The organism is Burkholderia sp. Tr-20355, from assembly GCF_017104685.1.
Lineage (GTDB): Bacteria > Pseudomonadota > Gammaproteobacteria > Burkholderiales > Burkholderiaceae > Burkholderia > Burkholderia seminalis.
On the sequence record NZ_JAAGPK010000043.1, the window covers coordinates 1 to 25,968 of the forward strand.

Here is a 25,968-nt window from a genome sequence, read left to right on the forward strand (position 1 = left end):
TAGAGTGGACGGTGTAGACGGTGTATGGCTCGGTGTCGATGTACACGTTGGCGCTCCCATCCTGCGTGTCGTTTTGATTGTTAATCAGCCGTGCCCCGCCCAGATCTACACTGCCCTTGACACTCTTGCCCTACACTACGCTCTTCCGATCGCGCGGCGCTCGACGGCTGGCGCGGCGGCGTCGTCATCGTCAGCCACGATCGTGCGCTGCTCGCCGGCGTGCAGCGCATCGTCGAGCTGACGCCGCACGGTGCGCGCTCGTATGGCGGCAACTACGCGCTCTACCGCGCGCAGCGCGACGCGGCGCAGCAGGCCGCCCAAGCGGCGCTCGACCATGCACGCACCGAGCGCGGGCGCGTACGGCGCAGGCTCGAACAGGAACACGACACGATCCAGCGTCACGCGGCCGCATCGCTGCGCGACGCGAAGACGGCGAACCTGTCGTCGGGGGCGAAGCAAAGCCGCAAGGGGGCGGCGCGCAACATCATGGGGGCCGTCCGGCGTCAACAGGGCGACTTCAAGGCGACGCTCGACGAACGCGTGCAGGAAGCGGCCGCGCGCGTCGAAGAAGATGCCCCCGTGCTCGTATCGCTGCCGGGTACCGAGGTCAGCGCGCGCCGCCAGCTGTTCACGCTCGACCGTGCGCAACCGCCGTGGCGCGTCGCGGGCGGCACCGGCGAAATCACGTGGTCCGCGAGCGGCCCCGTGCGCGTCGCGCTGACGGGCCCGAACGGCTGCGGCAAATCGACCTTGCTGAGGATGCTCGCGGGCGAACTCGAACCGCGCTCAGGTGCCTGCACGACGCACGTCAGCGCCGCCTATCTCGACCAGCGGCTCGCGCTGCTCGACCCCGAGCATTCGATCGTCGAGCAGTTGGGGCTGCTCGATACACCGCTCGCCGAAGGCGACCTGCGCAGCCGTCTCGCGTTGTTGCAGCTCGATGCAACGCGCGCGACGCAGCCCGCCCGGCAGCTGAGCGGCGGCGAACGGCTGAAGGCCGCGCTCGCCTGTGCGTTGTGGCGCGGCACGCCCGCGCAGCTGTTGCTGCTCGACGAGCCGACCAATCACCTCGATCTCGAATCGGTGCGTGCGATCGAAGCCGCGCTGGCCGGTTTCCCGGGCGCAATCGTGGTGGCGTCGCACGACGCCGCGTTTCTCGCCGCGCTCGAGCCGACGCACACGATGCAATGGCATCGCGACGGGTGGCGCTACGAACCCGTCGTGTAAGGACGACGAAGCGCGCTCAGCCGGCGGCGCGGAACCGCAGCACGCCGTCGTCGCCCTGCTCGCGCACGAGCTCGCCCGCGAGCCACAGCAGGTTCAGGTGCGCGAGGGCCTCGCCGAGCGCGAACGTCATCTGGTGGATGTCGAGCTCGCGGCGGCGGAACATGATCGGCACGATGTCGGCCGCGCTCGTCGGCTTTTCCGCGCACGCGACCCGCACTTCGGCGAGCCGCGCATCGTGGTGTTCGCGCAGCTGCGCGATGCGCGTGCGCACGCCGCGGAACGGCTTGCCGTGCGACGGCAGCACGAGCGTGTCGGCCGCCATCGTCTCGTAGCGGCCGAGCGACTGCAGGTACAGCGCGAGCGGGTTCCCTTCCGGCTCGAGGTCGAACACCGACACGTTCGTCGAGATGCGCGGCAGCACCATGTCGCCGGAAATCAGCACGCCGTCCGCTTCGCTGTGCAGCGCGCAATGTTCAGGCGAATGGCCGAAGCCGGTGACGACGCGCCACGTGCGCGCCCCGATCCCGACCGCGTCGCCTTCGCGCAGGCGGCGGTAGCGCGGCGGCACGGCCGGCACGAGATCCGAGTAGTAGCCGCGGCGGTTGCGCAGCTTGTCGAGCGCGGCGGGATCGGTCAGCCCGTGGCGCGCGAAGTGATCGGCGGCGGCCGCGCCGCCCGCGTTCGAGCCGTTGCCGGCCGCCATCAGGCAGCCGAACATGTATTCGCCGAGCGTCATCCACAGCCGCACGTTCCAGCGGCCCTGGTCGCCGCCTTCGCACAACCAGTTCGCGAGGCCGAAGTGATCGGGGTGGCAGTGCGTGACCAGCACGCGCAGCACCGGCAGGCCGTCGAGATGCGTGTCGAAGATCTGCTCCCAGTGCGCGCGGATCGCGTCCGACGAGATCCCGCAATCGACGATGGTCCAGCCTTGCTGCCCGTCGATCTCGTCGCGCAGCAGCCAGAGATTGATGTGATCGAGCGAGAACGGCAGCGGCATGCGCAGCCAGCGCACGCCGGGCGCGACCTCGAACGTGTCGCCCGCGGCAGGCAGCGTGTCGGCAAAGGGATAGTCGAGTTGGTGTTCCAGTGCGTTCATCGGTGGGGCGTCTCGTCGTTATCGGTGCGAATGCCCGCCGGCGGCAGGCACGGCGGGCGGTGCGTCGATTCTATCGCCGTCGTGCGAAACGCGTGCCCGGCGGCGGCCGGGCGGTCAAAAAAAGTTCGTGCCAGAATCGGTTCCGTACCCGTATCTTTACGCGAAGATGCACCGAACCGCACGCAACGGCGAACAACGCGCCGATTGGACGCCGTTGGCGCGTCACCCCGAAAGTCATTGAAACGCCGACTTGGGCGCTAAAATGGCGAGTGCTTACAGCCCCTCCCGAACGAGCCTGCACGCGATGAATCACTTCCCCAAACTGCTGTCGTCGCAGATCGGTTTCGACGTCGCGCAGACGATGCTCGAATACTTCGATCGCCATTACCGGATCTTCCGCGAAGCGGCGGTCGAGGCGAAGACGCTGTTCGAGCATTCCGACTGGCACGGGCTGCAGCGGCTCGCACGCGAGCGGATCACGTCATATGACGAGCGCGTGCAGGAATGCGTCGAGCTGCTGGAAGACGAATACGACGCGGAGAACATCGACGACGAAGTGTGGCAGCAGATCAAGCTGCACTACATCGGCCTGCTCACGTCGCACCGCCAGCCCGAGTGCGCGGAAACCTTCTTCAATTCGGTGTGCTGCAAGATCCTGCACCGGTCGTACTTCAGCAACGATTTCATCTTCGTGCGCCCGGCGATCTCGACCGAGTATCTCGAGAACGACGAGCCGGCCGCGAAACCGACCTACCGCGCGTACTATCCGGGCACCGACGGGCTCGCCGCCACGCTCGAGCGCGTCGTCACGAACTTCCAGCTCGAACCGGCGTTCGAGGATCTCCCGCGCGACATCGGCTGCGTGATGCAGGCGATCGACGACGAATTCGGCCACTTCGACGCGGCGCCGAATTTCCAGATCCACGTGCTGTCGTCGCTGTTCTTCCGCAACAAGAGCGCGTACATCATCGGCCGCATCATCAACGCCGACCGCGTGCTGCCGTTCGCGGTGCCGATCCGCCACGTGCGGCCGGGCCTGCTCGCGCTCGACACGGTGCTGCTGCGCCGCGACCAGTTGCAGATCATCTTCAGCTTCTCGCACTCGTACTTCCTCGTCGACATGGGCGTGCCGTCCGCGTACGTCGACTTCCTGTGCACGATCATGCCGGGCAAGCCGAAGGCCGAGATCTACACGTCGGTCGGCCTGCAGAAGCAGGGCAAGAACCTGTTCTACCGCGACCTGCTGCACCACCTGTCGCATTCGAGCGACCGCTTCATCATCGCGCCCGGGATCAAGGGCCTCGTGATGCTCGTGTTCACGCTGCCGTCGTTCCCGTACGTGTTCAAGATCATCAAGGACCACTTCCCGCCGCCGAAGGAAACGACGCGCGCGCAGATCATGGAGAAGTACCAGCTCGTGAAGCGCCACGACCGCCTCGGGCGGATGGCCGACACGCTCGAGTATTCGAGCGTCGCGCTGCCGCTCGCGCGGCTCGACCACGCGCTCGTGCGCGAGCTCGAGAAGGAAGTGCCGTCGCTGCTCGAATACGAGGACGACAACCTCGTGATCAAGCACCTGTACATCGAGCGCCGGATGACGCCGCTGAACCTGTACCTGCAGAACGGCAGCGACGCGGACGTCGAGCACGGCGTGAAGGAATACGGCAATGCGGTGAAGGAGCTGATGAAGGCGAACATCTTCCCGGGCGACATGCTGTACAAGAACTTCGGCGTCACGCGCCACGGCCGCGTCGTGTTCTACGACTACGACGAGATCGAGTACCTGACCGACTGCAACGTGCGCCGCGTGCCGCCGCCGCGCAACGAGGAAGACGAGCTGTCCGGCGAACCGTGGTATACCGTCGGCCCGCACGACATCTTTCCGGAGACCTACGGACCGTTCCTGCTCGGCGACCCGCGCGTGCGCGACGTGTTCATGAAGCACCACGCGGACTTCTTCGATCCCGCGCTGTGGCAGGCGAGCAAGGACCGCCTGATGCAGGGCGAATTGCCCGATTTTTATCCGTACGACGCAGCGCTGCGCTTCAACGTGCGCTACCCCGCGCGCTTCGGCGCGACGGACCAGAACGACGGCGAAGGCGATGCGCAGCGCGCCGCCTGACGCCGCGGACACCGAACCTGCCGATCGATCCGATATCGATCCGATTTCCGTCAACGGAATCCACACCGATGAATACCCCAGACAATCCGCTCTCACATCTGTTCGACAACAACGAAGCCTGGGTCAAGCGCAAGCTCGAGGACGATCCGCAATTCTTCGCGCGCCTCGCCGACCAGCAGGCGCCGGAGTACCTGTGGATCGGCTGCTCGGATTCGCGCGTGCCCGCGAACCAGATCATCGGCCTGCCGCCGGGCGAAGTGTTCGTGCACCGCAACATCGCGAACGTCGTCGTGCACAGCGACCTGAACTGCCTGTCGGTGATCCAGTTCGCGGTCGACATCCTGCGCGTGAAGCACATCATGGTCGTCGGCCACTACGGCTGCTCCGGCGTGAACGCGGCGCTGCTCAACCGGCGCGTCGGCCTCGCGGACAACTGGCTGCATCACGTGCAGGACGTGCGCGAGCGTCACGCGGCGCTGCTCGAGGACTGGCCGGTCGGCGAAGCGCGCTATCGCCGCCTGATCGAGCTGAACGCGATCGAGCAGGTCGTCAACGTATGCCGCACGACGATCGTCAACGACGCGTGGGCCCGCGGCCAGTCGCTCACCGTGCACGGGCTCGTGTACGGCGTGCACGACGGCCGGATGCGCAACCTCGGGATGGCCGTGTCGAACTTCGACGCGCTCGACGAGACCTACAAGCGCTGCGTGGCCGCGCTCACCGCCGGCGGCAACCATGCGCCGGACAACGACATGATCGCGGCGGACGCCGCGCGGCGGCTCGAAGGCGTCGCGCAGGCGGTCGCCGCCACGCTGAAGCCGTGCGACGACGCGCAGTAACGCGGCATGCGCGTGGCGGCCGCCGTCACGCGGCCGCGACCCATTTCGAACGGATCTGACACCGGCACCGCCCAGGCGGCGCCCAGGAAAGGAGCGACGGGCATGAAAACCGTATTGATCGTCGGCGCATCGCGCGGCCTCGGCCGCGAATTCGTCCGGCAGTACCGGCGCGACGGCTGGAACGTGATCGCGACCGCGCGCGACGAAGCGTCGCTCGACGCGCTGCGCGCGCTCGGCGCGCACGCGCATGCGCTCGACATCGCGCGGCCCGAGCAGATCGCGGCGCTCGGCTGGAAGCTCGACGGCGAACGGCTCGATGCGGCCGTGCTCGTGTCGGGCGTGTACGGGCCGCGCACCGAAGGCGTCGAGACGATCACGGCCGAGGATTTCGACGCGGTGATGCATACGAACGTGCGCGGGCCGATGCAGCTGCTGCCGATCCTGCTGCCGCTCGTCGAGGACGCGCGCGGCGTGCTGGCGGTCGTGTCGAGCCGGATGGGCAGCATCGCCGAGGCGACCGGCACGACCGGCTGGCTGTACCGCGCGAGCAAGGCCGCGCTGAACGATGCGCTGCGCATCGCGTCGCTGCAGACGCGCCATGCCGCGTGCATCTCGCTGCACCCCGGCTGGGTGCGCACCGACATGGGCGGCGCGCAGGCCGCGATCGCCCCGGAAACGAGCGTGACCGGCATGCGCCGCGTGATCGCGGAATCCGGTGCGGACGTGTCGCAGGCCAACGGCCGCTTCTTCCAGTACGACGGCATCGAGCTGAGCTGGTGAGCCGAACCGACAACCGAACGTCGTTAATTCCCGTTTCGCATGATTTTGAACCGACCTGACGCGTGCCCGTGCGGCGGCGCGTCCCCCGCGCCCGCCGGCAAAGCGCCGGCGCCGCGCTATGCGGCGTGCTGCGGCCGCTTCATCGACGGCGGCGAGGCCGCGCCGACCGCGCTCGAGTTGATGCGCTCGCGGTACAGCGCGTACGTACTCGGCGCGACCGACTACCTGCGCGCAACCTGGGCCGCGCGCACCTGCCCGCCCGATCTCGATACCGACCCCGACGCCCCCGACGCGCCGCGCTGGCTCGGCCTCGCGGTCAAACGCCATGCGCCGCTCGACGAACGCCACGCGGAGGTCGAATTCGTGGCCCGCTACAAGGTCGGCGGGCGCGCTCACCGGCTCCACGAGACGAGCCGTTTCGAGCGCGACGAGCACGGTTTCTGGCGTTACGTCGACGGCGAAGTAAGTGATCGCTGACAAATAGTTGCTGTGTCAGACGCCGGGTAATTCCCGCATTGCACAACCCGATTTTGTCGGGCTAGGATGACCTCGAATTGGTCATGTTGCATGGCAGGGCTTACGAATGGCGTTCAGCAAGGTATTGGTGGGATGGATGGCGGCCGGCGCGCTGTCGGCCGCTCAGGCCGGTGCGCTGCCGAACGCAACGCCGGGTGCGGGCGCGAGCGGCTCGCTCGCCCATGCCGAGCGCTTCGATTACGGCGACTCGAACCTGCCGCAGGTCGCGGCCGATCTCAACGAACAGATTCTCCGCATCCCGGCCGACGCTTCGGGCGCCGTCACGCTCGAGGCGACGCTCTTCAAGCCGGACGGCCCCGGCCCGTTCCCGCTCGTCGTCTTCAACCACGGCAAGAACACCGGCGATCTGCATCTGCAGCCGCGCAGCCGGCCGCTCGCGTTCGCGCGCGAATTCGTGCGCCGCGGCTATGCGGTGATCGCGCCGAACCGCCAGGGCTTCGCCGGCTCGGGCGGCACGTACCAGCAGGAAGGCTGCAACGTCGGCAAGAACGGCCTCGCGCAGGCCGCCGACGTCGACGCGACGGTGCGCTACATGTCGCACCAGCCGTACGTCGATGCGTCGCGCATCGTCGTCGCCGGCACGTCGCACGGCGGCCTCGCGTCGGTCGCGTACGGCACCGAAGCCGCGCCGGGCGTGCGCGGCATCATCAACTTCTCGGGCGGGCTGCGCCAGGACCTGTGCGACGGCTGGCAGCGCAACCTGGTCGATGCGTTCGACCAGTACGGCGCGCACACGGCCGTGCGCTCGCTGTGGCTGTACGGCGACAACGATTCGGTCTGGACGCCCGCACTCGTCGCGCAGATGCACGACGCGTACGTGTCGCACGGCACCCAGGCGCTGTTCATCGATTTCGGCCGCTACAAGGACGACGCGCACCGCCTGATCGTCGATCGCGACGGCGTGCCCGTGTGGTGGCCGGCCGTGCATGCGTTCCTCGCGGAACTGAACCTGCCGACCTCGGTGCGCTACGCGGTCGCGAACCCGCACGAGCCGAAGGCCACCGGTTATGCGTCGATCGATGCGGTCAACGCGGTGCCGTATGTCGACGAAGCCGGCCGCGAAGGCTATCGCCGCTTCCTGAACCAGCATCCGAGCCGCGCGTTCGCGGTATCGTCGGAAGGCGCGTGGTCGTGGGCGGAAGGCGGCGACGACCCGATGGCGCTCGCGCTCGACAACTGCGCGAAGCAGGGCGCGGGCGCGTGCCGGCTGTATGCGGTCAACGACCGGGTCGTGTGGAACACGACGCAGACGGCCGACAACGGCGACGCCAACACGCGCGACGCCGATACGCACGCACTCGCTTCGCGCTGACGCGCGGCGGATCGTCCGCCGCGCCCGTTCCGCCCGATCCGGCACCTCCTTCCGCCTTGCCCCTGCTCGCGGCCATGCGGCATGCCGCCCCGCCTGCCCTGCCGGCCGCCCCTGTTCGCCGCTGATTCCGTAGACCATTCGGCCGCCGCCTCGCGTGCGTGGCGTCACGCCGCCCCCTCGCGCCGGTCTTCGATCCCCGTTTTTCCCGGTCATGCCGGCGCGCGGCCCGCGATTTTTTTCTGTCAGGGGGGCTCACTCGAACGTCGTCATCTACGGTTATTTTCCCGCATCCGCCGCGTTCGGTTCCGAGCCCCCCCGAACTGCGCCGAACTCCCGCCCGGCAAGGCTTTGCGGGGTTTGTAACCGCTAGTGCAACGTCCGGCGGAACACGCTAATCTCACCGCGTTTCGTGTTCCGCCGCGCGGCATCCGTCGATGCCGCGCGGCCGTTTTACCCCCCGGAGTCGCCTTGAGTACGCCAGCCACCGACGACTGGGTCGCGCGCAGCCTGCGCGCGGTCTGGCATCCCTGCACCCAGATGAAGCATCACGAGCGCCTGCCGCTCGTCCCCGTCGCGCGCGGCGCGGGCGTGTGGCTGTACGACCGTGACGGCCGCCGTTACTTCGACGCGATCAGCTCGTGGTGGGTCAACCTGTTCGGCCATGCAAACCCGGACATCAACGCGGCGCTGAAGGACCAGCTCGACACGCTCGAGCACGCGATGCTCGCCGGCTGCACGCACGAGCCCGCGATCGAGCTCGCCGAACGGCTGCACGCGCTCACCGCGCGCACGCTCGGCCATGCATTCTTCGCGTCGGACGGCGCGTCGGCCGTCGAGATCGCGCTGAAGATGAGCTTCCACGCGTGGCGCAACCGCGGCCGCGCGAACAAGCAGGAATTCGTCTGCGTCGCGAACAGCTATCACGGCGAGACGATCGGCGCGCTCGGCGTGACCGACGTCGCGCTGTTCAAGGATGCGTACGATCCGCTGATCCGCCATGCGCACGTCGTCGCATCGCCCGATGCACGCGGCGCGCTGCCGGGAGAAACGGCCGCCGACGTCGCGGGCCGCGCGCTCGCGGACGTGCGGCGCCTGTTCGTCGAACGCGGCGAGCGCATCGCCGCGCTGATCGTCGAGCCGCTCGTGCAGTGCGCGGCCGGCATGGCGATGCACGATCCGTCGTACGTGCGCGGGCTGCGCGCCCTCTGCGACGAATTCGGCGTGCACCTGATCGCCGACGAGATCGCGGTCGGCTGCGGTCGCACCGGCACCTTCTTCGCGTGCGAGCAGGCCGGCGTCTGGCCCGATTTCATGTGCCTGTCGAAAGGCATCAGCGGCGGCTACCTGCCGCTGTCGCTCGTGCTCACGCGCGACGACGTGTACGCGGCGTTCTACGACGACGACACGACCCGCGGCTTCCTGCACTCGCACTCGTACACCGGCAACCCGCTCGCGTGCCGCGCGGCGGTCGCGACGCTCGACCTGTTCACGCGCGACGACGTGCTCGCGCAAAACATCCGCAAATCGGCAGCGCTGCGCGCGGCGCTGGCGCCGCTCGACGCGCATCCGCGGGTGCGCCACCTGCGCGCGCGCGGCACGCTGTTCGCATTCGACGTCGCGCTCGACGGCGACGCGGCGCGCGGCTTCTCGCGGCGCTTCTTCGAACACGCGCTGGCGCGCGAGCTGCTGCTGCGCCCGATCGGCACGACCGTGTACCTGATGCCGCCGTACGTGATGAGCGACGACGACATCGCATGGCTCGCGCAGCGCACGCGCGACACGCTCGACGCGACGCTGGAGGACATCGGCCGATGAGCCTGCTCGACACCCTGCAACGCGGCCTCGCCGATCTCGACGCGCAAGGGCTGCGCCGCGTGCGCCGCATCGCCGACACCGCGTGCGACGCACGCATGACCGTGAACGGCCGCGAGATCGTCGGCTTCGCGAGCAACGACTACCTCGGCCTCGCCGCGCATCCGGCGCTCGTCGCCGCGTTCGCCGAAGGCGCGCGGCGCTACGGCTCCGGCAGCGGCGGCTCGCACCTGCTCGGCGGCCATTCGCGCGCGCACGCGACGCTCGAGGATGAACTCGCGGGCTTCGCGGGCGGCTTCTCGGATGCACCGCGCGCGCTGTACTTCAGCACCGGCTACATGGCGAACCTCGCCGCGATGACGGCGCTCGCCGGCCAGGGCGCGACGATCTTCTCCGACGCGCTAAACCACGCATCGCTGATCGACGGCATGCGGCTGTCGCGCGCGAACGTGCAGGTCTATCCGCACGCGGATACGGCCGCGCTCGCCGTGCTGCTCGACGCCTCGGATGCCGAAACGAAACTGATCGTCAGCGATACCGTGTTCAGCATGGACGGCGATCTCGCGCCGCTCGCCGAACTCGTCGCGCTGGCCGAACGCCACGGCGCGTGGCTCGTCGTCGACGATGCGCACGGCTTCGGCGTGCTCGGCCCGCAGGGCCGCGGCGCCCTGGCCGCCGCCGCGCTGCGTTCGCCGCATCTCGTGTACGTCGGCACGCTCGGCAAGGCGGCCGGTGTCGCGGGCGCGTTCGTGATCGCGCATGAAACCGTGATCGAATGGCTGATCCAGCGCGCGCGCAGCTACATCTTCACGACGGCCGCGCCGCCGGCCGTCGCGCATGCGGTATCGGCCAGCCTGAAGGTCATCGCGGGCGACGAAGGCGACGCGCGACGCGCGCACCTCGCCGCGCTGATCGACCGCACCCGCGCGCTGCTGCGCAACACGCGCTGGCAGCCGGTCGACTCGCACACGGCCGTGCAGCCGCTCGTGATCGGCAGCAACGACGCCACGCTCACGGCGATGCGCGCGCTCGACGCGCACGGCCTGTGGGTGCCCGCGATCCGGCCGCCGACCGTGCCGGCCGGCACGTCGCGGCTGCGCGTGTCGCTGTCGGCCGCGCATTCGTTCGACGATCTCGCGCGGCTCGAAGCCGCGTTGATCCAGGCCAGCGAGGAAGCCGCATGAACCCCGCCCCGCTCTCCCTGTTCGTCACCGGCACCGACACCGAGATCGGCAAGACCTTCGTCTCGGCCGCGATGCTGCACGGCTTCGCGCGGCGCGGCCTGCGCGCGGCCGCGCTGAAGCCCGTCGCGGCCGGCGCGTACGAACGCGACGGCGTCTGGCGCAACGAGGACGCCGACCAGCTCGATGCGGCCGCGAACGTCGTGCTGCCGCCCGAGCTGCGCACCCCGTTCCTGCTGAAGGCGCCGGCCGCGCCGCACATCGTCGCCGCGCGGGAAGGCGTGACGCTCGACATCGACACGATCGTCGCGTGCCATCGCGAGGCGCTGACGCGCGCGGACATCGTCGTCGTCGAAGGCGCCGGCGGCTTTCGGGTGCCGCTCACCGACACACGCGACATGGCCGACCTCGCGGTCGCGCTCGGCGTACCGGTCGTGATGGTGGTCGGCGTGCGGCTCGGCTGCATCAGCCACGCGCTGCTGACGGCAGACGCGATTCGCCAGCGCGGCCTCGCGCTCGCGGGCTGGGTCGCGAATCATGTCGACCCGGCGATGTCGTTCCCGGACGAGAACGTCGCGACGCTGCGCGACTGGCTCGCCCGCGAGCATCGCGCCCCGCTCATCGGCCGCATTCCGTACATGGCGCCGGCCGCGCCCGAATCCGCCGCGGCGATGCTCGACATCGACGCGCTCGTCGAGTCGCTGCGCACCGCGCGGCGTTGACCCAACCGAATCCCCATTCCCGCCCAGGACAGGAAACCGAAATGACCCAAGCCCAGACCGCCGCCGTGCAACCCGACGCGATTCCCGTGGCCGCACCGGCCCCGCAGCGCTGGCGCGTCGCCGACGTCGTCGCGCTGTTCGCGCTGCCGTTCAACGACCTGATCTTCCGCGCGCAGCAAGTGCATCGCGAACATTTCGACGCGAACGCGGTGCAGCTGTCGACGCTGCTGTCGATCAAGACGGGCGGCTGCGAGGAAGACTGCGGCTACTGCTCGCAATCGTCGCATCACGACACGGGCCTGAAGGCCGAGAAGCTGATGGACGTCGACGCGGTGCTCGACGCCGCGCGCGCCGCGAAGGCGAACGGCGCGAGCCGCTTCTGCATGGGCGCCGCATGGCGCAATCCGAAGGAACGCCACATGCCGGCGCTGACCGAGATGGTGCGCGGCGTGAAGGAACTCGGCCTCGAGACCTGCATGACGCTCGGCATGCTCGAGGACGAACAGGCGCAGCAGCTCGCGAACGCCGGCCTCGACTACTACAACCACAACCTCGACACGTCGCCGGAGTTCTACGGCCAGGTGATCTCGACGCGCACGTACCAGGACCGCCTCGACACGCTCGACCGCGTGCGCGACGCCGGCATCAACGTGTGCTGCGGCGGCATCATCGGGATGGGCGAATCGCGCCGCGAGCGCGCGGGCCTGATCTCGCAGCTCGCGAACCTGAACCCGTATCCGGATTCGGTGCCGATCAACAACCTCGTCGCGATCGAAGGCACGCCGCTCGAAGGCACCGCGCCGCTCGATCCGTTCGAGTTCGTGCGCACCATCGCGGTCGCGCGCATCACGATGCCGAAGGCCGTCGTGCGCCTGTCGGCCGGCCGCGAGCAGCTCGACGACGGGCTGCAGGCGTTGTGCTTCCTCGCCGGCGCGAACTCGATGTTCTACGGCGACCAGCTGCTGACGACCAGCAATCCGCAATCGCAGAAGGACCGCGCGCTGTTCGAGCGCCTCGGCATCCGCGCGAGCGACGCGGACGCGATGTCGGCCAGCGCGTAAGCGACCTCGGCCGGCGGGCCGGGTTCGCCGACGAAACAACCGGGGCACGCCCCGGTTTTTTTTCATCCGATGGTCTGCACCGGGTTGCCGTTCGCGTCGCGGATCATCGTCTTTTCCACGCGCCAGCGCACGCCGTCGAGCCCGTCGATCGCATACTCGCCGGCGCGCGGCTTCAGCGTGCGCGCCAGCGCCCGCACCGTCGCGTCGGTCAGGCGCAGCGTCAGCGTGCCGTCTTCGTCGGTCACGCCGTTCGCGTCGGCGCGCACGAATCGCACCGCGCCGTCATGGCCGACCAGGCGAAACGACCGGTCGAACGGCAACCGCAACGGCAGCAACGCGACGAGTTCCTCGACCTGCCGTGCGCCGACGGTGATCTCGATCACGGGCGCGCGCAGCAGCCGCTTGCGCGTGCCCCATCCGAGCACGTCGGTGAACAGGTAGCCGCTCGCCGAGCCGTCGCGCTGCGTGCCGGCATCGACCTGCTCGCGCACGTCCGCCCGTTCGAGCAGCGACGCGCGGCCGAGATCGGTCACCCAGAGCGGCATGTGCGGCAGCAGCGCGTCGAGCAGCGCGCGCGTGCGCCAGCGCTTCGCGGCGCGCTCTTCGTCGAGCGTGAGCCCGACGACCTGCAGGAACGCGAGACGGCCGTGCGGCGTGTCGATCGCCGGCAGTTCCGGATCGAACGCGAAACCCATCGAGCAGAGCGCCGTGCCGGTATCGAGCGCGATCGGGCCGTTGGCCGTCATCCAGTGGCCATCGTCGAACGCATTGCCGCTCTCGAACACGTAGCGCGCGAGATTCTGCAGGAAGCTGAACACCCAGCGCGGCGGCTCGTCGTCGCCGGCCGCGCACGCGACGCGCATCGTCAGCTCGAACCCGAAGCCGCTGACGGCCGGATCGTCGGACGCCTTCTCGTACAGCTCGCTCAGCCCGTACGTGACGAAGTGCCAGTGCGGCACGGGCGCCGCGCGCTTCCACACGCTGATCCCGTCGAGCGGGTCGGGGCCGCCGAGCCGCCACTTGACCAGCGTGCCGTAGTGCTTCGGCGCCTGGCCCGGATAAAGGCGGGCCAGCGCGCCGTCGATCGCGTCCCAGCCGGGGGCGGCGTCGTCCGGTGTGTCGTGGGTTGCGTCGGTCATGTGGCCCTCGCCCTCGATGCGTGTTCTGGTGCGTGGTGCCGCCGCGCCCGTCACACGTGCGACGTCGCGCCGTCGAGCGCCGCGCGCACGCGCCCGACGCGCTGTTCGTCGACGGGCGCCAGCACCTCGCCGCGCGGCCGCACACCCGAGCCGAAATGCACCGCGCGCACGCCGGTCGCGCGAACGAAATCGCCGACCGCGTCGATCGTGAGCCCCGAGCCGGCCAGCACCGTGCAGGTCGAACCGGCGGCCTGCCGCACCAGCCGCGTGATCGTCGCGACGGCATCGAGCACCGACGGATGGCCGCCCGACGTCAGCACGGACGTGACGGCCGGCACGCGCAGCAGCGCGTCGAACGCGGCGTTGAGATCGCGTGCGACGTCGAAGGCACGGTGGAACGTGAGCGCCCGGCCGTCCGCGGCGGCCGCGATGCGGGCCAGCGCCTCGAGATCGACGTCGCCGCGCGCGTCGAGCGCGCCGAACACGACACCGTTCGCGCCGGCCGCGACGGCCGCGCGCACGTCGCGCTCGATCACGCGCAGATCGTCGGCGTCATAGACGAACGACCGGCTGTGCGGTCGCACGATCACGTTGACGGGAATCGGCACGGCGGCCACGACGGCCTCGATCAGGCCGACGCTCGGCGTCAGCCCGCCTTCGGTGATCGCGGTCACGAGTTCGAGGCGGTCGGCGCCCGCGCGGGCGGCGGCCCTTGCATCGCCGACGGTCGTGGCGATCACTTCGAGAAGCACGGAAGAAGCGGCATGTCGGTTCATGGGCGGCCCGCGAATCGTCTGGACAATTCGCGCATCCTAGCCGAGCCGCGTGACGGACGCCAGCGTGACGGCGGCCGTCCCGCGCCGCCGCGCCCCGATCGCCGCATGCGATCCGGGCGGTGCTAGCCGGCGTCCGCTTCGTCGTCGACCCAGTCGATATCGCCGCACAGCACGCGCTGCGCATCGCCGACGCGCACGGCCACCGACAGCGTCACGCACGGCTGCGCCTCGTTGATCGACAGGTACGGCCGCGTAACCTGCACGCGTCCCGGCTCGGCGATCGCCGAACGGAAATACGGGCGACGCAGCCAGTTCGCGCCCTGCGCGTCGGCCAGCGGCGAGAAGCGCGCCTCGCTCAGCGCGCGATCGGCGCGCAGCACGACGTTGCGTCCCGACTGGCGGCCGTGCGCGTCGAGCAGGAAGCAGCGCGCGGCCGCGTCGAGCGCGAGGAAGTTCCAGCACACCTCGTCGAGCGGCTCGCCGGCCGCGAGACGCTCGGCCGCCCGCTCGAACGCGCGCAGATACGGCGCGAGCCGCTGCGCGTCGCGCCGCTCGCGCGCTTCGGTCTGCTGACGGAAGCGCTCGGTCAGCTCGCCGATGCAGCCCGTCGCGGTCGCGCTGTCCGGCAGCCCCGGCGCCGGGCGCCCGAAGTAGTAGCCCTGCACGAAATCGGCCTCGCACGACAGCGCGATCTGCGCCTCGTGCTCGGTCTCGATCCCTTCGACGAGCACGAGCTTGCCGGCCTCGTGCAGCAACGTGACGAGCCCGTGCAGGATCGCGGTGAGCCCGGTGCGGTGTGCCGCGTGCGACAGCATGATCCGGTCGAGCTTCACGATGTCCGGGTTCAGCTGCCAGATCCGTTCGAGGTTCGAATGACCGGCGCCGAAATCGTCGAGCGCGATCAGGAAGCCATGCGTGCGGAATTCACGCACGGCCTCCGCGAGGCGCTCGACGTCTTCCGCGCGCTGCTCGAGCACTTCGAGCACGATGCGGCGCGGCGGCATGCCGAGCCGTTTCAGGTTCGCGAGCAGCGCGGCCGCCTGGAACGGATCGGTCAGCACGCCCGGATGGACGTTGAGAAACAGCCATTCGCGCTCGGCGCCGAGCAGCGCGAAGTTCTCGAGATGCAGCGCCTGCGCGAGCCGGTCGAGCTGCAGCAGCTCGCCCCGGCGGGCGGCTTCGCCGAACACGTCGAGCGGCGACACCGCGCGGTCGAGCGCATCGTGCGCGCGCAACAGCGCCTCGTAGCCGACCGCACGCTGGTGCGACAAGCTGAATATCGGCTGGAATACGGTCGTCAGCGTCAGGTCGTGATGCTGCGTGGCCAGACGTTCGAAGCCGGAACTCATCTCCCGCTCGAACCGGTACGGCGACGCGGCGGACGGACGCTCCTGTTGAACGATCGTCATGCCTTCCTCCTGGTCGCGCCGTCCGACGAAGCGGACAGTACGTGCAATGTCATGGTTGGACCCTCGGTTGCCCGATCGAAGCCGGGCGGCTGCCACCTTCAAGCAAGCTCCGTGCAAGGCGCCGACAACCCATATGCCATGCGGCTGCGCCGGGCCATCGCACCACCTTGGCACACGCCCGACGCACCATCTTCGTGCGCGCGCACCGGCCGCTCGAGCGCAGCCGTCACGTCGGCACGCTACACTCCGTACGATCGTTTCATTCCCCGTATTCGCCGTATCGATGGAAATCGTCTTCACAGTCCTGATTCTGCTGCTGACCGTTGCGCTGTCCGGCGCCGTCACGCGCAACCTGCCTTTGCAACTGCCGCTGCCGCTGATGCAGATCGCGTTCGGCGCGCTGCTCGCATGGCCGAAGCTGAACCTGCACGTCACGTTCGACCCCGAAATCTTCATGCTGCTGTTCATTCCGCCGCTGCTGTTCGCGGACGGCTGGCGGATTCCGAAACGCGAGCTGTACCTGCAGCGCCGCGCGATCCTGATGCTCGCGTTCGGGCTCGTGTTCATGACGGTACTCGCAGTGGGCTACTTCGCGCATTGGCTGATTCCCGAGTTGCCGCTGCCGATCGCGTTCGCGCTCGCGGCCGTGCTGTCGCCGACCGACGCGGTCGCGTTGTCCGGCATCGCCGGCAAGGGCCGGATCCCGCCGCAACTGATGCACATCCTCGAAGGCGAGGCGCTGATGAACGACGCGTCGGGCCTCGTCGCGCTGAAGTTCGCGATCGCGGCCGCGCTGACCGGCGTGTTCTCGCTGCGCGCCGCGTCGGTCACGTTCGTGATCGTCGCCGCCGGCGGCCTCGCGACGGGCGCGATCGTGTCATGGGTGTTCAGTGCGCTGTCGACGCGTTTCCTGAACGCCGAGCAGGAAGGCGATCCGGCCCCCGGCATCGTGATGACGCTGCTCGTGCCGTTCGCGGCCTACCTGTTCGCCGAGCATCTCGATCTGTCGGGCGTGCTCGCGGCCGTGTCGGCGGGGATGATGATGAATTACACGAGCTTCTCGCGCAAAAGCACGGTCGCGTCGCGCGTGCGTGCCGAAAGCACGTGGGCGATGATCGAGTTCGTGTTCAACGGCATGGTGTTCATCATGCTCGGGCTGCAGTTGCCGCACATCATCGGCCGCGCGCTCGTCGATGCGCACCACACGAGCGACGCGCTGGTCGGCCGGATGATCTTCAACGTGTGCGCGATGATGCTCGCGCTGTATGCGATCCGCTTCCTGTGGGTCTGGCTGCTGCGCTGGTTCGCGAGCCGCCGCGCCGCGCGCCAGGGCCTCGCGGGCACGATGGCCGGCGTGCGCACGATCGCGGTGATGACGGTCGGCGGCGTGCGCGGCGCGGTCACGCTCGCGGGCGTGCTGTCGATCCCGGTCGCGCTGTCCGACGGCGCGCCGCTGCCGGGGCGCGACACAGCGATCTTCGTCGCGTCGGCCGTGATCCTCGGCTCGCTGATCGTCGCGGTGATCGGCCTGCCGCTGCTGTTGCGCGGCGTGCGCTCGACGCGCAACCCGCTCGGCGACGAGGAGCGCACCGCGCGCGCGGCCGCCGCGCAGGCCGCGATCCGCGCGATCGATTCGTCGCACGATGCGATCTCGGCCGGTCTCGACGAATCGGGCGCCGCGCGCTGCGCGGACATCTCCGCACGCGTGATGGACCAGTACCGCCGCCGGCTCTCCGCGCTGGCCGAGGACGGCCCCACGCCGCGCGCGGAAGCGAAGCAGGCCGAAACGATGGAGCTGCAGATGCGGATCGCGGCCGTGCGCGCGGAGCGCTCCGCGCTGTACCGGCTGCGCAGCGACAGCAAGATTTCCGACGAGACGCTGACGAAGCTGATCCGCGAGATCGACCTGTCGGAAACCGCGCTGTCGACGCGCAAGAAAGGCATCCTCTGACTGACGGGCCGGAAACGGCCCGCGCACAACGGCCGGGACGCATGAAAAAACGGCGACGCCCAGGCATCGCCGTTTTCACTTCCCCACACGTTCGCGTTACTTCGCGACGACGACCGGAATCCCCTTCAGCATCCCCGCGCCCTTCATCTCGTCGAGCGCGTGCTGCACGGCCGCGCTCGTCGCCGCATCGATGCCGAGCTGCAGCGCGAGCTCGCGCTCCGCGCGCTTCACGCCGGCCAGGTTGCGCACCTTCACGTGACCGAAGCCGCGCACGCGGGCGTGCAGGTCGGCCAGTTGCACGACCTGCGCCGCATTGCCGGCCGTCATCGCGGCGAACGCACGCGCGAGCGTCGTCTCGTAGTCGTCGGCCAGCGCGCGCTCCATCTTGCGCTCGACGGTGCGGCCGAACGGGTCGAGCCAGGTGCCGCGCAGGCTGCGCACGCGCGCCAGCATGCCGAACACCGGCCACATCCACTGGCCGAACACGCGCTTCCTCGGCGCGCTGCCGTCGCGGCTGGCCTTCGCGACCGTCGGCGGCGCGAGGTTGAACTTCACGCGGTACGCCTGCCCCGGCACGCCTTCGAACTGCGCCTCGAGCGCGGTACGGAACGCATCGTCCGTGTACAGCCGCGCGACTTCGTATTCGTCCTTTACCGCGAGCAGCCGGTAGAACGTCGTCGCGACCGCGCGCGTCAGCGCGTCGTCGCCCTTCGCGCGGGCGGCGTTCACGAGCGCACGGTAGCGCTCGACGTAACGCGCGCCGCCGTAGGCGTCGAGACGCGCTTCGCGATCGGCGATCAGCCCGGCGAGCGTCTCGGGCGCCGCATGCACGGCCACCGTGTGACGCGCGTTCCACAACGCGTCGAGGCCCGCCGCGTCGCCGGCCGCCATCCGGCCGATCGAGAACGCGAGCTTGTTCATCGGCACCGCGACGTTGTTCAGCTCGATCGCGCGCATCATCGCGGCGAGCGACACCGGCACGAGGCCGAGCTGCCACGCGTAACCGAGCATCAGGATGTTCGCGCCGATCGAATCGCCGAGGAACTTCGCGGCGAGCGCCTGCGCGTCGCAGCTCGACAGGTAGCCGTCGCCGGCCGCGTGATGCATCTTCTCGAGCAGCGCATCCGCATGCAGGTTCGCATCCGGGTTCTGCACGAACGACGCGTTCGGGATCCGGTGCGTGTTGACGACGATCCGCGTGCGCTCGTGACGCACCGTCTGCAGCGCTTCCGCGCTCGCGCCGACGACCATGTCGCACGCGAGCAGCACGTCGGCCTGCTGCGTGTCGATGCGCACCTGGTTCAGCCACCGGTCGCTCGATGCGATCCGCACGAACGACAGCACCGAGCCGCCCTTCTGCGCGAAGCCCATGAAGTCGAGCACCGATGCGCTCTTGCCTTCGAGGTGCGCGGCCATGCTGATCAGCGCGCCGACCGTCACGACGCCCGTGCCGCCCACGCCCGTCACGAGCATGTCGAACGGCGCCGCGTCGAGATGCGTCGCCGGCACCGGCAGCCCGTCGACGCGCGCGGCGAGCGCCGCTTCGTCGAACGCGGCGCCGGCCGCCTTCTTCAGCGCCGCGCCTTCGACCGTCACGAAGCTCGGGCAGAAGCCGTTCACGCACGAATAGTCCTTGTTGCACGACGACTGGTCGATGCGACGCTTGCGCCCGAGCGGCGTCTCGAGCGGCTCGACCGACAGGCAGTTCGACTGCACGCCGCAGTCGCCGCAGCCTTCGCACACCGCGTCGTTGATGAACAGGCGCTTGTCCGGGTCGGGGAATTCGCCTTTCTTGCGGCGGCGGCGCTTCTCGGCCGCGCAGGTCTGGTCGTAGATCAGCACGGTGACGCCCGGCGTCTCGCGCAGCTCGCGCTGCACCGTGTCGAGCTCGCTGCGGTGATGGAAGGTCGTGCCCGTCGGGAACTGTCCGTGATGGCCGTCGTACTTCTCCGGCTCGTCGGACACGACGACGAAGCGCGACACGCCTTCGGCCTCGACCTGGCGCGCGATCTGCGGCACCGAGATGCTGCCGTCGACCGGCTGGCCGCCCGTCATCGCGACCGCGTCGTTGTAGAGGATCTTGTACGTGATGTTCGCCTTCGCGGCGACTGCCTGGCGGATCGCGAGGATGCCCGAGTGGAAGTAGGTGCCGTCGCCGAGGTTCTGGAACACGTGCTTCGTGTTCGTGAACATCGCGTGCGCGGCCCAGTCGACGCCCTCGCCGCCCATCTGGATCAGCCCCGTCGTGTCGCGCTCCATCCACGACGCCATGAAGTGGCAGCCGATGCCGGCCTGCGCGATCGAGCCTTCCGGCACCTTCGTCGACGTGTTGTGCGGACAGCCCGAGCAGAAGTACGGCGTGCGCTTCACCGCGTCGGCCTCGTTCGACAGGATCTGCGGCGCGACCAGATCGACGACGCGCTCGCGCCGGTCGAGCGCCGGCTTGTGGCGCGCGAGCCAGTCGGCGAACACCGGCAGGATGCGCGACGGGCGCAGCTCGCCGAGCTCGGACAGCAGGCAGGCGCCGGCGGCGTCGTGCTTGCCGAGCACGCGCGGGCGCGCGCCTTCGGCGCGGTTGTACAGGTAGTCCTTGATCTGCTGCTCGATGACCGGGCCTTTCTCCTCGATCACGAGCACTTCGTCGAGCCCGTCGACGAAGGTCTCGACGCGCGTCATCTCGAGCGGATACGACAGGCCGACCTTGTAGATCCGCACGCCGGCCGCGTCGAGATCGGCGACCGTCAGGTCGAGACGGCGCAGCGCTTCCATCAGGTCGAGGTGCGCCTTGCCGCAGGTGACGATGCCGACGTTCGCGTGCGCGCTCGGCGCGATCCACTTGTCGATGCTGTTGGTGCGCGCGAAATGGCGCACCGCGTCGAGCTTCGCGGCGAGACGCGCCTCGATCGTCAGGCTCGGCAGGTCGGGCCAGCGGTTGTGCAGCCCGCCCGACGGCGGCGTGAAGCCGGCCGGCGCCGGCCACCGCGTCTGCAGTGCATCGAGGTCGACCGTCGAGCCCGACTCGACCGTTTCCGAGATCGCCTTGAAGCCGACCCACGCGCCCGAGTAGCGCGACAGCGCCCAGCCGTACAGGCCGAACTCGAGCATGTCGGCGATATTCGCCGGGTTCACGACCGGCATGTGCCACGCGATCATCGCGAAGTCGCTCTGGTGCGGCATCGACGACGACACGCAGCCGTGATCGTCGCCCGCGACGACCAGCACGCCGCCGTGCGGCGACGAACCGTATGCGTTGCCGTGCTTCAGCGCGTCGCCGGCGCGATCGACGCCCGGGCCCTTGCCGTACCACATCGCATACACGCCCTCGACCGTGCGCTCGGGATCGGCCTCGACGCGCTGCGTGCCGAGCACGGCCGTGCCGCCGAGTTCCTCGTTGATGGCCGGCAGGAAGCGCACGCTGCTCGCGTCGAGCAGTTTCTTCGCCTTCCACAGCTGCTGGTCGACCATCCCGAGCGGCGAGCCGCGATAGCCGCTGACGAAGCCGGCCGTGTTGAGGCCCTGTTCGGTATCGACCGTGCGCTGCATCAGCAGCAGGCGGATCAGCGCCTGCGTGCCGGTCAGGAAGATCCGGCCGCGCGTCGCGGTCAGGTTGTCGGTCAGTCGGTAGTCGGACAGGGTAGGCGTGCCGTCGACGGGCAGGCGGGCAGTCATGGGGGAAGTCTCCGGATTGTGCTGTTCTGGGCTGCGCGGCGGGCCATCGGGCGGCGGGTGACCGGCGGCAGCGAATGGCTCTATTTTTTCGCGCGCAGCCGAGAATGTTTTTTCTCATCTTGCTCGACCGGCGCTTGTGCGAGAAAAACCGCGCAGGTTTTTGCCGGAATTTGAGAGAGTTTTCACGCGAGCACCGGGCGAGCGGTTGGCGGGACGCCGGGACGGCCGGCTGGCACGACAAAAGGGGCGGCCCACCAGCCCGCGCGTGCCGCAAGGCGCGCCTCGCGCCCATCGACTGGCGCTCGAACCCCGCGCGACAAGGGTTTCGCGGGAATCGGGCGGTCCCCCTCACCGTTGCAATGCACAGCGTTCCGATTGGTCCGGCGCGCCGGATGTCCACAACGTCGGACCCTTCTCGCCGACCGGGTTCGCGCGCTCACCGTTCGATTGCACAGCGTTTCGAGTGGCGTCGGGACCGGGATATCCACATCCGGAACCGGCACGCGGTTCGCTCCGGCGCCGACCCTCACCGTTGAAAGTCACAGCGCGGCGAGTGGTTGATGGCGGTGGATATCCCCATCTCGGCCTGCTCGTTTCGTCGATCCGCTGTCCACCCTCACCGTTCGAATACACAGGGCCGAGAGTGGCTTTGTCCGTCGGATCCTCACGCCGGAATACGCATGCGGCGCGGCCACCGCTTCTCCCTCACCGTCGACATGCACAGGGTTTCGACTGGCCACGGCGACCGTTTTCCGTGCCCGAACCTGCATTGCCTTCCGGCCATGCACGCCCCTTCACCGTTGGAAACCACAGCGCTTCGAGTGGCTTATGACGCCGGATATCCACATCGGAGCGCCTCGACAGATCGATCGCGAAAGCGTGTTCCAAAGCGCGCCGGCGGGCGGCAAGCCATGCCCGAAGCGGCCTGTCACCCGATCGGACGCCGACCCTCACCGTCGAAAACCACAGTGCCGCGAGTCGTTCCGATGGCCGGATATCCACACTGAAGCGCGCGCGGCGCGCCTGACCGGGCACGTGCCCCCGGCGGCGACGTCGCCCGGACAGCCGCGTCCGGACTGGCTGCCGGCCAGCCGGACGCTCATGCTCACCATTGATTCCCACAGCATGTCGAGTCGCTCGGGAGAGCACGGGCATGCGACGAAAATCGCACGTTGGAAGCCACGCGCCCGCGCTCACCGTTAGAATGCACGACCTTGCGACCGGGATCCGCACCCGGATGCCGGCATCGCGACGCACAGGGGGTTCGGTCACGCCTTCGCGCGTTCCGTTAGAATGCGCGGCGCCCCGAATCACGGCAGAGGCCGGCAAGCCTTGCTGGAACGGGTGCCTCGCGCGATCGGGTGGCGACACTCACCAGTGGATTTCACAGCATTTCGCTTCGTCTCGCGGCGAGTTGTCCACACCCCGCTTCGCCTCTTGAGCGGCATCCGGTGATCCTCACCGGTGAAATCCACAGCGCGCCGAGTCGTTTCGGGGCGAGGATATCCACAAGCGGTCGCACGACGAGACCTCCATGCACGCGCCGGCGCACCGCAACCGGAAAAGCCGGAAAGCCTTGTCCGGACGGCCTCGGCGGCACCCTCACCATTCAAATGCACAGCGTTTCGAGTCGCTGCGGGGCGAGTTGTCCACATCCGTCCGACGATGCGCCGTCGCCCCGACAGGGGCGCCCGGGCAAACGCTACTCCGCAATCGACCGGATGACCTTCGCCGGATTGCCGCCGACCAGCGTATTCGGCGGAACATCACGCGTGACGACCGCCGCAGCCGCGACGACCGCATTCTCGCCGACCGTCACGCCGCCGATGATCGTCGCGCCGGCGCCGATCCACACATTCCGTTCGATCACGATCGGCTTCGCAACGACGCAGTCGCGCCGCCGCGAAGGCTCGACCGGATGACCGGACGTGATCAGGCTGACGTTCGGGCCGATCATCACGTCGTCGCCGATCTCGAGTCCGCCCAGGTCGTAGAACGTGCAGTTCTGGTTGACGAACACGTTGCGCCCGAGCTTCATGCCGGTGCCGCCCGTCGCGTGAAACGGCGGGATCAGCACGAAGCCGTCGTCCACTTGCGTGCCGATCAGTTCGCCGAACACTGCGCGCACTGCCGCCGCATCGTCGAACGTCAGACGGTTGAGCCGCGCCGTGATCGCCATCGCGCGTTTGACCTCGGCCACCATCGCCGCCGATTCCGGCGTTCTTCGCGGAATGATCGTGGTGCGATCGTCGTTTGCCATGCGTGACTTGTCCCTGGTGATTTCCGCGTTTCGTGATGCGTCGGCGGTGGTGGTCGAATGCCTGCGAGGCCGTGTGCGAGGATGCCGCGGGACCGGCGGCGACCCCGGGTGGTAACGCCGCTTCCGTCAGGATCACTCTCGATTTTACTAACTAGTCAATATATAACTAGTTATCGCAAAACTTCCTTATGCCGTCAGGCTTTGCCCGATTTTCCGCCCGATCCGCGCTCGCCATACAACGCCCGAACAGGCTCGCTCGACCGAATGGCCCTTGGCCGGGCGCCCCTGTCCGAACCTCCCGCGCTCGGGTACGCTTGAGCATCGACCGGACCGACACCTGCACCCACACGCGGAGGCGCGATGAAGCTCTACTACTGGCCGAAGACCCGGGCATTCCGGGCGTTGTGGATGCTCGAGGAAATCGGTGTGGTGTACGAACTCGTGCCGATCGACCTGCGCTCGCACGAACAGGGCAGCGACGCGTTCGTGCAAGTCAACCCGATGGCCAAGCTACCCGCGCTCGACGACGGCAGCGCGCCGTTCGCCGAATCGGGCGCCGTGCTGCTCTACCTCGCCGACCGCTGCCCGGGCGCCGGGCTCGGCATCGCGCCCGACGATCCGCTGCGCGGCCGCTTCCTGCAATGGATGTTCTTCACGCCGACCTGCCTCGAACCGGCGATGGCCGAAAAATTCACCGGCGCATCGGGCAATCCGGTCGCGTTCGGCTGGGGCGACATCACGCGCGTCCAGCGCGCGCTCGCGCAAGCGCTCGCCCATCGCCCGTGGCTCGTCGGCGAGCGCTTCACCGCGGCCGACCTGCTGCTCGCGAGCACGTTGAAGATCGCGTTCGACGCGCATCTGCTGCCGCACGAAGGCGTGCTCGGCGACTACGTCGCGCGCGCCGAGGATCGCGACGCATTCCGCCGCGCCGTTGCGATCGAACAGCGCGAAGCGGCGCGGTTGCTGCATGCGTGACCGCTGACGGGCCGGCCCCTCGATCACGCCTGCGCGGCCGGCCCCTGCGCCGGTGCATCGGCGTCGATCACCACGCCCGGCGAGCCGCGCTCGTCGGTATCGACGTCGATCGGCACGACTTCGTGAAAATGCGTGTAGTCGATGTGCGTGATGCCGTCCTCGTCGTGCATCAGGTCGACGTAGCGATGACGCCAGCGGATCTCGCCATGCGCCCATGAATGACGCGCCTGCATGACCTGCGCGGTCGTCTCGTCCGAGCCTTCGATCGTGATCAGCAACGACGCGTCGCGCGCGGCCAGCGATTCGGGCGTCTCGCCGAACAGCGCGCTCGACTCGTCGATCACGTGCATCAGGTTCCAGCCGAGCAGGAAGATCGGATGCTCGCTGCGCACGAGCGGCAGGTCGTGGATCTTGCGCAGCGAGTAACCCTCGTGCGTGCCTTCGATGCGCATCAGCCGCAACTTCGCCTGCGCCTCGGCGATCACGTTCTGGCGCGCATTCGCGGCGCGCACCATCAGCGTCATCCGGCCGTTTAGCGGCCGCACGATCGCGTTGCGCGCGAACAGGATCTTCGCCTGCGGCCGCGAAAAGCGCGCAAACACGAGCCCCGTGGCCAGCGCGATGCCCGACATCCCGACGAAGATCTCGAACGTCGCGACGAGGTGGGCGTAAACGGTCTGCGGATGCATGTCGCCGTAGCCGACGGTCGCGAGCGTCTCGACGCTGAAGAAGAACGCGCCGCCGAAGCCGGCCGGCGACTGGTTCGCGATCGGCGCATGGCCGAGCAGATAGAGCGTCGCAAAGCCGCCGTTGAGCAGCAGGAACAGCACCGCGAGCGACAGGAAGAACACGGGCCAGCTCACCGTCAGCGCGCGATGGTAGAAGTCGCGCCAGCCGAGCGGCGGCATCCCGTACGCAATCACCGGGCGGGTGCCCGACCAGATCTTGCGGCCGCGGCCGCGGGGGGCTGGGGAAGACGAATCGACGTTCATCGCGCGGCGCCGGTTGCAGGGAGGCGATGAGCGTAGCATGCGCGGCGGCGGCCGGGAACGCGTACCGGCGCGAAACGGAAATCCGCCGCGCCGTGCCGAAAAAAAAAC

18 protein-coding genes and 1 pseudogene are annotated in these 25,968 nt (G+C 69.0%); 12 read left to right on the plus strand and 7 right to left on the minus strand.

Features of this window, described 5'->3' with window-relative positions; genetic code table 11:
* Window positions 1-150: 150 nt before the first annotated feature.
* A pseudogene (locus G3N62_RS14100) lies at window positions 151-1,227 on the plus strand (ATP-binding cassette domain-containing protein); the annotation flags it as partial.
* A gap of 16 nt (window positions 1,228-1,243) precedes the next feature.
* Here the strand turns inward: G3N62_RS14100 and G3N62_RS14105 are convergent.
* Entirely contained in the window at window positions 1,244-2,323 is a 1,080-nt protein-coding gene (locus tag G3N62_RS14105; RefSeq protein ID WP_034189165.1) for an MBL fold metallo-hydrolase, read from the minus strand.
* A 304-nt stretch (window positions 2,324-2,627) separates the two neighbouring features.
* On the opposite strand from G3N62_RS14105, the gene aceK reads away from it, so the two are divergent.
* From aceK to bioB, 9 genes are all read left to right on the plus strand, one after another.
* Entirely contained in the window at window positions 2,628-4,445 is a 1,818-nt protein-coding gene (gene aceK / locus G3N62_RS14110) for a bifunctional isocitrate dehydrogenase kinase/phosphatase (RefSeq protein ID WP_034189164.1), read from the plus strand.
* 68 nt (window positions 4,446-4,513) lie between these two features.
* Window positions 4,514-5,284, plus strand: coding sequence for a carbonate dehydratase (gene can / locus G3N62_RS14115; protein ID WP_034189163.1), 771 nt, complete (start codon window positions 4,514-4,516; stop codon window positions 5,282-5,284).
* A 102-nt stretch (window positions 5,285-5,386) separates the two neighbouring features.
* Window positions 5,387-6,064 carry an SDR family oxidoreductase gene (locus G3N62_RS14120; protein WP_069706973.1) on the plus strand — a complete coding sequence of 226 codons (678 nt, stop codon included), beginning with the start codon at window positions 5,387-5,389 and terminating at the stop codon, window positions 6,062-6,064.
* Between the two features lie 39 nt (window positions 6,065-6,103).
* Window positions 6,104-6,541: a YchJ family protein gene (locus tag G3N62_RS14125; RefSeq protein WP_034189161.1), complete on the plus strand. Its 438-nt coding sequence runs from the start codon at window positions 6,104-6,106 to the stop codon at window positions 6,539-6,541.
* Between the two features lie 106 nt (window positions 6,542-6,647).
* Entirely contained in the window at window positions 6,648-7,913 is a 1,266-nt protein-coding gene (locus tag G3N62_RS14130; protein WP_034189160.1) for a CocE/NonD family hydrolase, read from the plus strand.
* A 468-nt stretch (window positions 7,914-8,381) separates the two neighbouring features.
* Complete coding sequence (gene bioA / locus G3N62_RS14135; protein ID WP_069706972.1) at window positions 8,382-9,728, plus strand: adenosylmethionine--8-amino-7-oxononanoate transaminase; 1,347 nt, start codon at window positions 8,382-8,384, stop codon at window positions 9,726-9,728.
* Window positions 9,725-10,909, plus strand: coding sequence for an 8-amino-7-oxononanoate synthase (bioF, locus tag G3N62_RS14140; RefSeq protein WP_124670239.1), 1,185 nt, complete (start codon window positions 9,725-9,727; stop codon window positions 10,907-10,909). Before bioA ends, bioF begins: the two co-directional genes overlap by 4 nt.
* A complete protein-coding gene (gene bioD / locus G3N62_RS14145; protein WP_034189157.1) occupies window positions 10,906-11,628 on the plus strand; it encodes a dethiobiotin synthase in 723 nt (240 codons plus the stop codon). Before bioF ends, bioD begins: the two co-directional genes overlap by 4 nt.
* Before the next feature lie 41 nt (window positions 11,629-11,669).
* On the plus strand, window positions 11,670-12,689 hold the full coding sequence (bioB, locus tag G3N62_RS14150) for a biotin synthase BioB (RefSeq protein WP_034189156.1): 1,020 nt from the start codon (window positions 11,670-11,672) through the stop codon (window positions 12,687-12,689).
* Window positions 12,690-12,751: 62 nt separating this feature from the next.
* On the opposite strand, the gene G3N62_RS14155 is transcribed toward bioB, so the two are convergent.
* The 3 genes from G3N62_RS14155 to G3N62_RS14165 form a co-directional block, all read right to left on the minus strand.
* Entirely contained in the window at window positions 12,752-13,828 is a 1,077-nt protein-coding gene (locus tag G3N62_RS14155; RefSeq protein WP_124670240.1) for a suppressor of fused domain protein, read from the minus strand.
* Window positions 13,829-13,878: 50 nt separating this feature from the next.
* Window positions 13,879-14,604, minus strand: coding sequence for a copper homeostasis protein CutC (locus G3N62_RS14160; protein WP_059558851.1), 726 nt, complete (start codon window positions 14,602-14,604; stop codon window positions 13,879-13,881).
* Window positions 14,605-14,726: 122 nt separating this feature from the next.
* Window positions 14,727-16,013: an EAL domain-containing protein gene (locus G3N62_RS14165; RefSeq protein ID WP_034189153.1), complete on the minus strand. Its 1,287-nt coding sequence runs from the start codon at window positions 16,011-16,013 to the stop codon at window positions 14,727-14,729.
* A 283-nt stretch (window positions 16,014-16,296) separates the two neighbouring features.
* Here G3N62_RS14165 and G3N62_RS14170 point away from each other — a divergent pair, with 283 nt between their 5' ends.
* A complete protein-coding gene (locus tag G3N62_RS14170; protein WP_034189152.1) occupies window positions 16,297-17,964 on the plus strand; it encodes a Na+/H+ antiporter in 1,668 nt (555 codons plus the stop codon).
* Between the two features lie 96 nt (window positions 17,965-18,060).
* Here the strand turns inward: G3N62_RS14170 and G3N62_RS14175 are convergent, their stop codons facing one another.
* Window positions 18,061-21,633, minus strand: coding sequence for an indolepyruvate ferredoxin oxidoreductase family protein (locus G3N62_RS14175; protein ID WP_124670241.1), 3,573 nt, complete (start codon window positions 21,631-21,633; stop codon window positions 18,061-18,063).
* Window positions 21,634-23,335: 1,702 nt separating this feature from the next.
* Window positions 23,336-23,893: a DapH/DapD/GlmU-related protein gene (locus G3N62_RS14180; protein WP_069245716.1), complete on the minus strand. Its 558-nt coding sequence runs from the start codon at window positions 23,891-23,893 to the stop codon at window positions 23,336-23,338.
* A 360-nt stretch (window positions 23,894-24,253) separates the two neighbouring features.
* Here G3N62_RS14180 and G3N62_RS14185 point away from each other — a divergent pair, with 360 nt between their 5' ends.
* A complete protein-coding gene (locus G3N62_RS14185; RefSeq protein ID WP_124670242.1) occupies window positions 24,254-24,868 on the plus strand; it encodes a glutathione S-transferase N-terminal domain-containing protein in 615 nt (204 codons plus the stop codon).
* A gap of 23 nt (window positions 24,869-24,891) precedes the next feature.
* On the opposite strand, the gene G3N62_RS14190 is transcribed toward G3N62_RS14185, so the two are convergent.
* A complete protein-coding gene (locus G3N62_RS14190; protein ID WP_059558857.1) occupies window positions 24,892-25,860 on the minus strand; it encodes an ion channel in 969 nt (322 codons plus the stop codon).
* Between the last annotated feature and the right edge of the window lie 108 nt (window positions 25,861-25,968).

Coding starts and splice junctions, on each gene's coding strand:
- G3N62_RS14105 (WP_034189165.1), bottom strand. CDS start 2,323: ATGAACGCACTGGAACACCAACTCGACTATCCCTTTGCCGACACGCTG.
- aceK (WP_034189164.1), top strand. CDS start 2,628: ATGAATCACTTCCCCAAACTGCTGTCGTCGCAGATCGGTTTCGACGTC.
- can (WP_034189163.1), top strand. CDS start 4,514: ATGAATACCCCAGACAATCCGCTCTCACATCTGTTCGACAACAACGAA.
- G3N62_RS14120 (WP_069706973.1), top strand. CDS start 5,387: ATGAAAACCGTATTGATCGTCGGCGCATCGCGCGGCCTCGGCCGCGAA.
- G3N62_RS14125 (WP_034189161.1), top strand. CDS start 6,104: ATGATTTTGAACCGACCTGACGCGTGCCCGTGCGGCGGCGCGTCCCCC.
- G3N62_RS14130 (WP_034189160.1), top strand. CDS start 6,648: ATGGCGTTCAGCAAGGTATTGGTGGGATGGATGGCGGCCGGCGCGCTG.
- bioF (WP_124670239.1), top strand. CDS start 9,725: ATGAGCCTGCTCGACACCCTGCAACGCGGCCTCGCCGATCTCGACGCG.
- bioD (WP_034189157.1), top strand. CDS start 10,906: ATGAACCCCGCCCCGCTCTCCCTGTTCGTCACCGGCACCGACACCGAG.
- bioB (WP_034189156.1), top strand. CDS start 11,670: ATGACCCAAGCCCAGACCGCCGCCGTGCAACCCGACGCGATTCCCGTG.
- G3N62_RS14155 (WP_124670240.1), bottom strand. CDS start 13,828: ATGACCGACGCAACCCACGACACACCGGACGACGCCGCCCCCGGCTGG.
- G3N62_RS14160 (WP_059558851.1), bottom strand. CDS start 14,604: ATGAACCGACATGCCGCTTCTTCCGTGCTTCTCGAAGTGATCGCCACG.
- G3N62_RS14165 (WP_034189153.1), bottom strand. CDS start 16,013: ATGACGATCGTTCAACAGGAGCGTCCGTCCGCCGCGTCGCCGTACCGG.
- G3N62_RS14170 (WP_034189152.1), top strand. CDS start 16,297: ATGGAAATCGTCTTCACAGTCCTGATTCTGCTGCTGACCGTTGCGCTG.
- G3N62_RS14175 (WP_124670241.1), bottom strand. CDS start 21,633: ATGACTGCCCGCCTGCCCGTCGACGGCACGCCTACCCTGTCCGACTAC.
- G3N62_RS14180 (WP_069245716.1), bottom strand. CDS start 23,893: ATGGCAAACGACGATCGCACCACGATCATTCCGCGAAGAACGCCGGAA.
- G3N62_RS14185 (WP_124670242.1), top strand. CDS start 24,254: ATGAAGCTCTACTACTGGCCGAAGACCCGGGCATTCCGGGCGTTGTGG.
- G3N62_RS14190 (WP_059558857.1), bottom strand. CDS start 25,860: ATGAACGTCGATTCGTCTTCCCCAGCCCCCCGCGGCCGCGGCCGCAAG.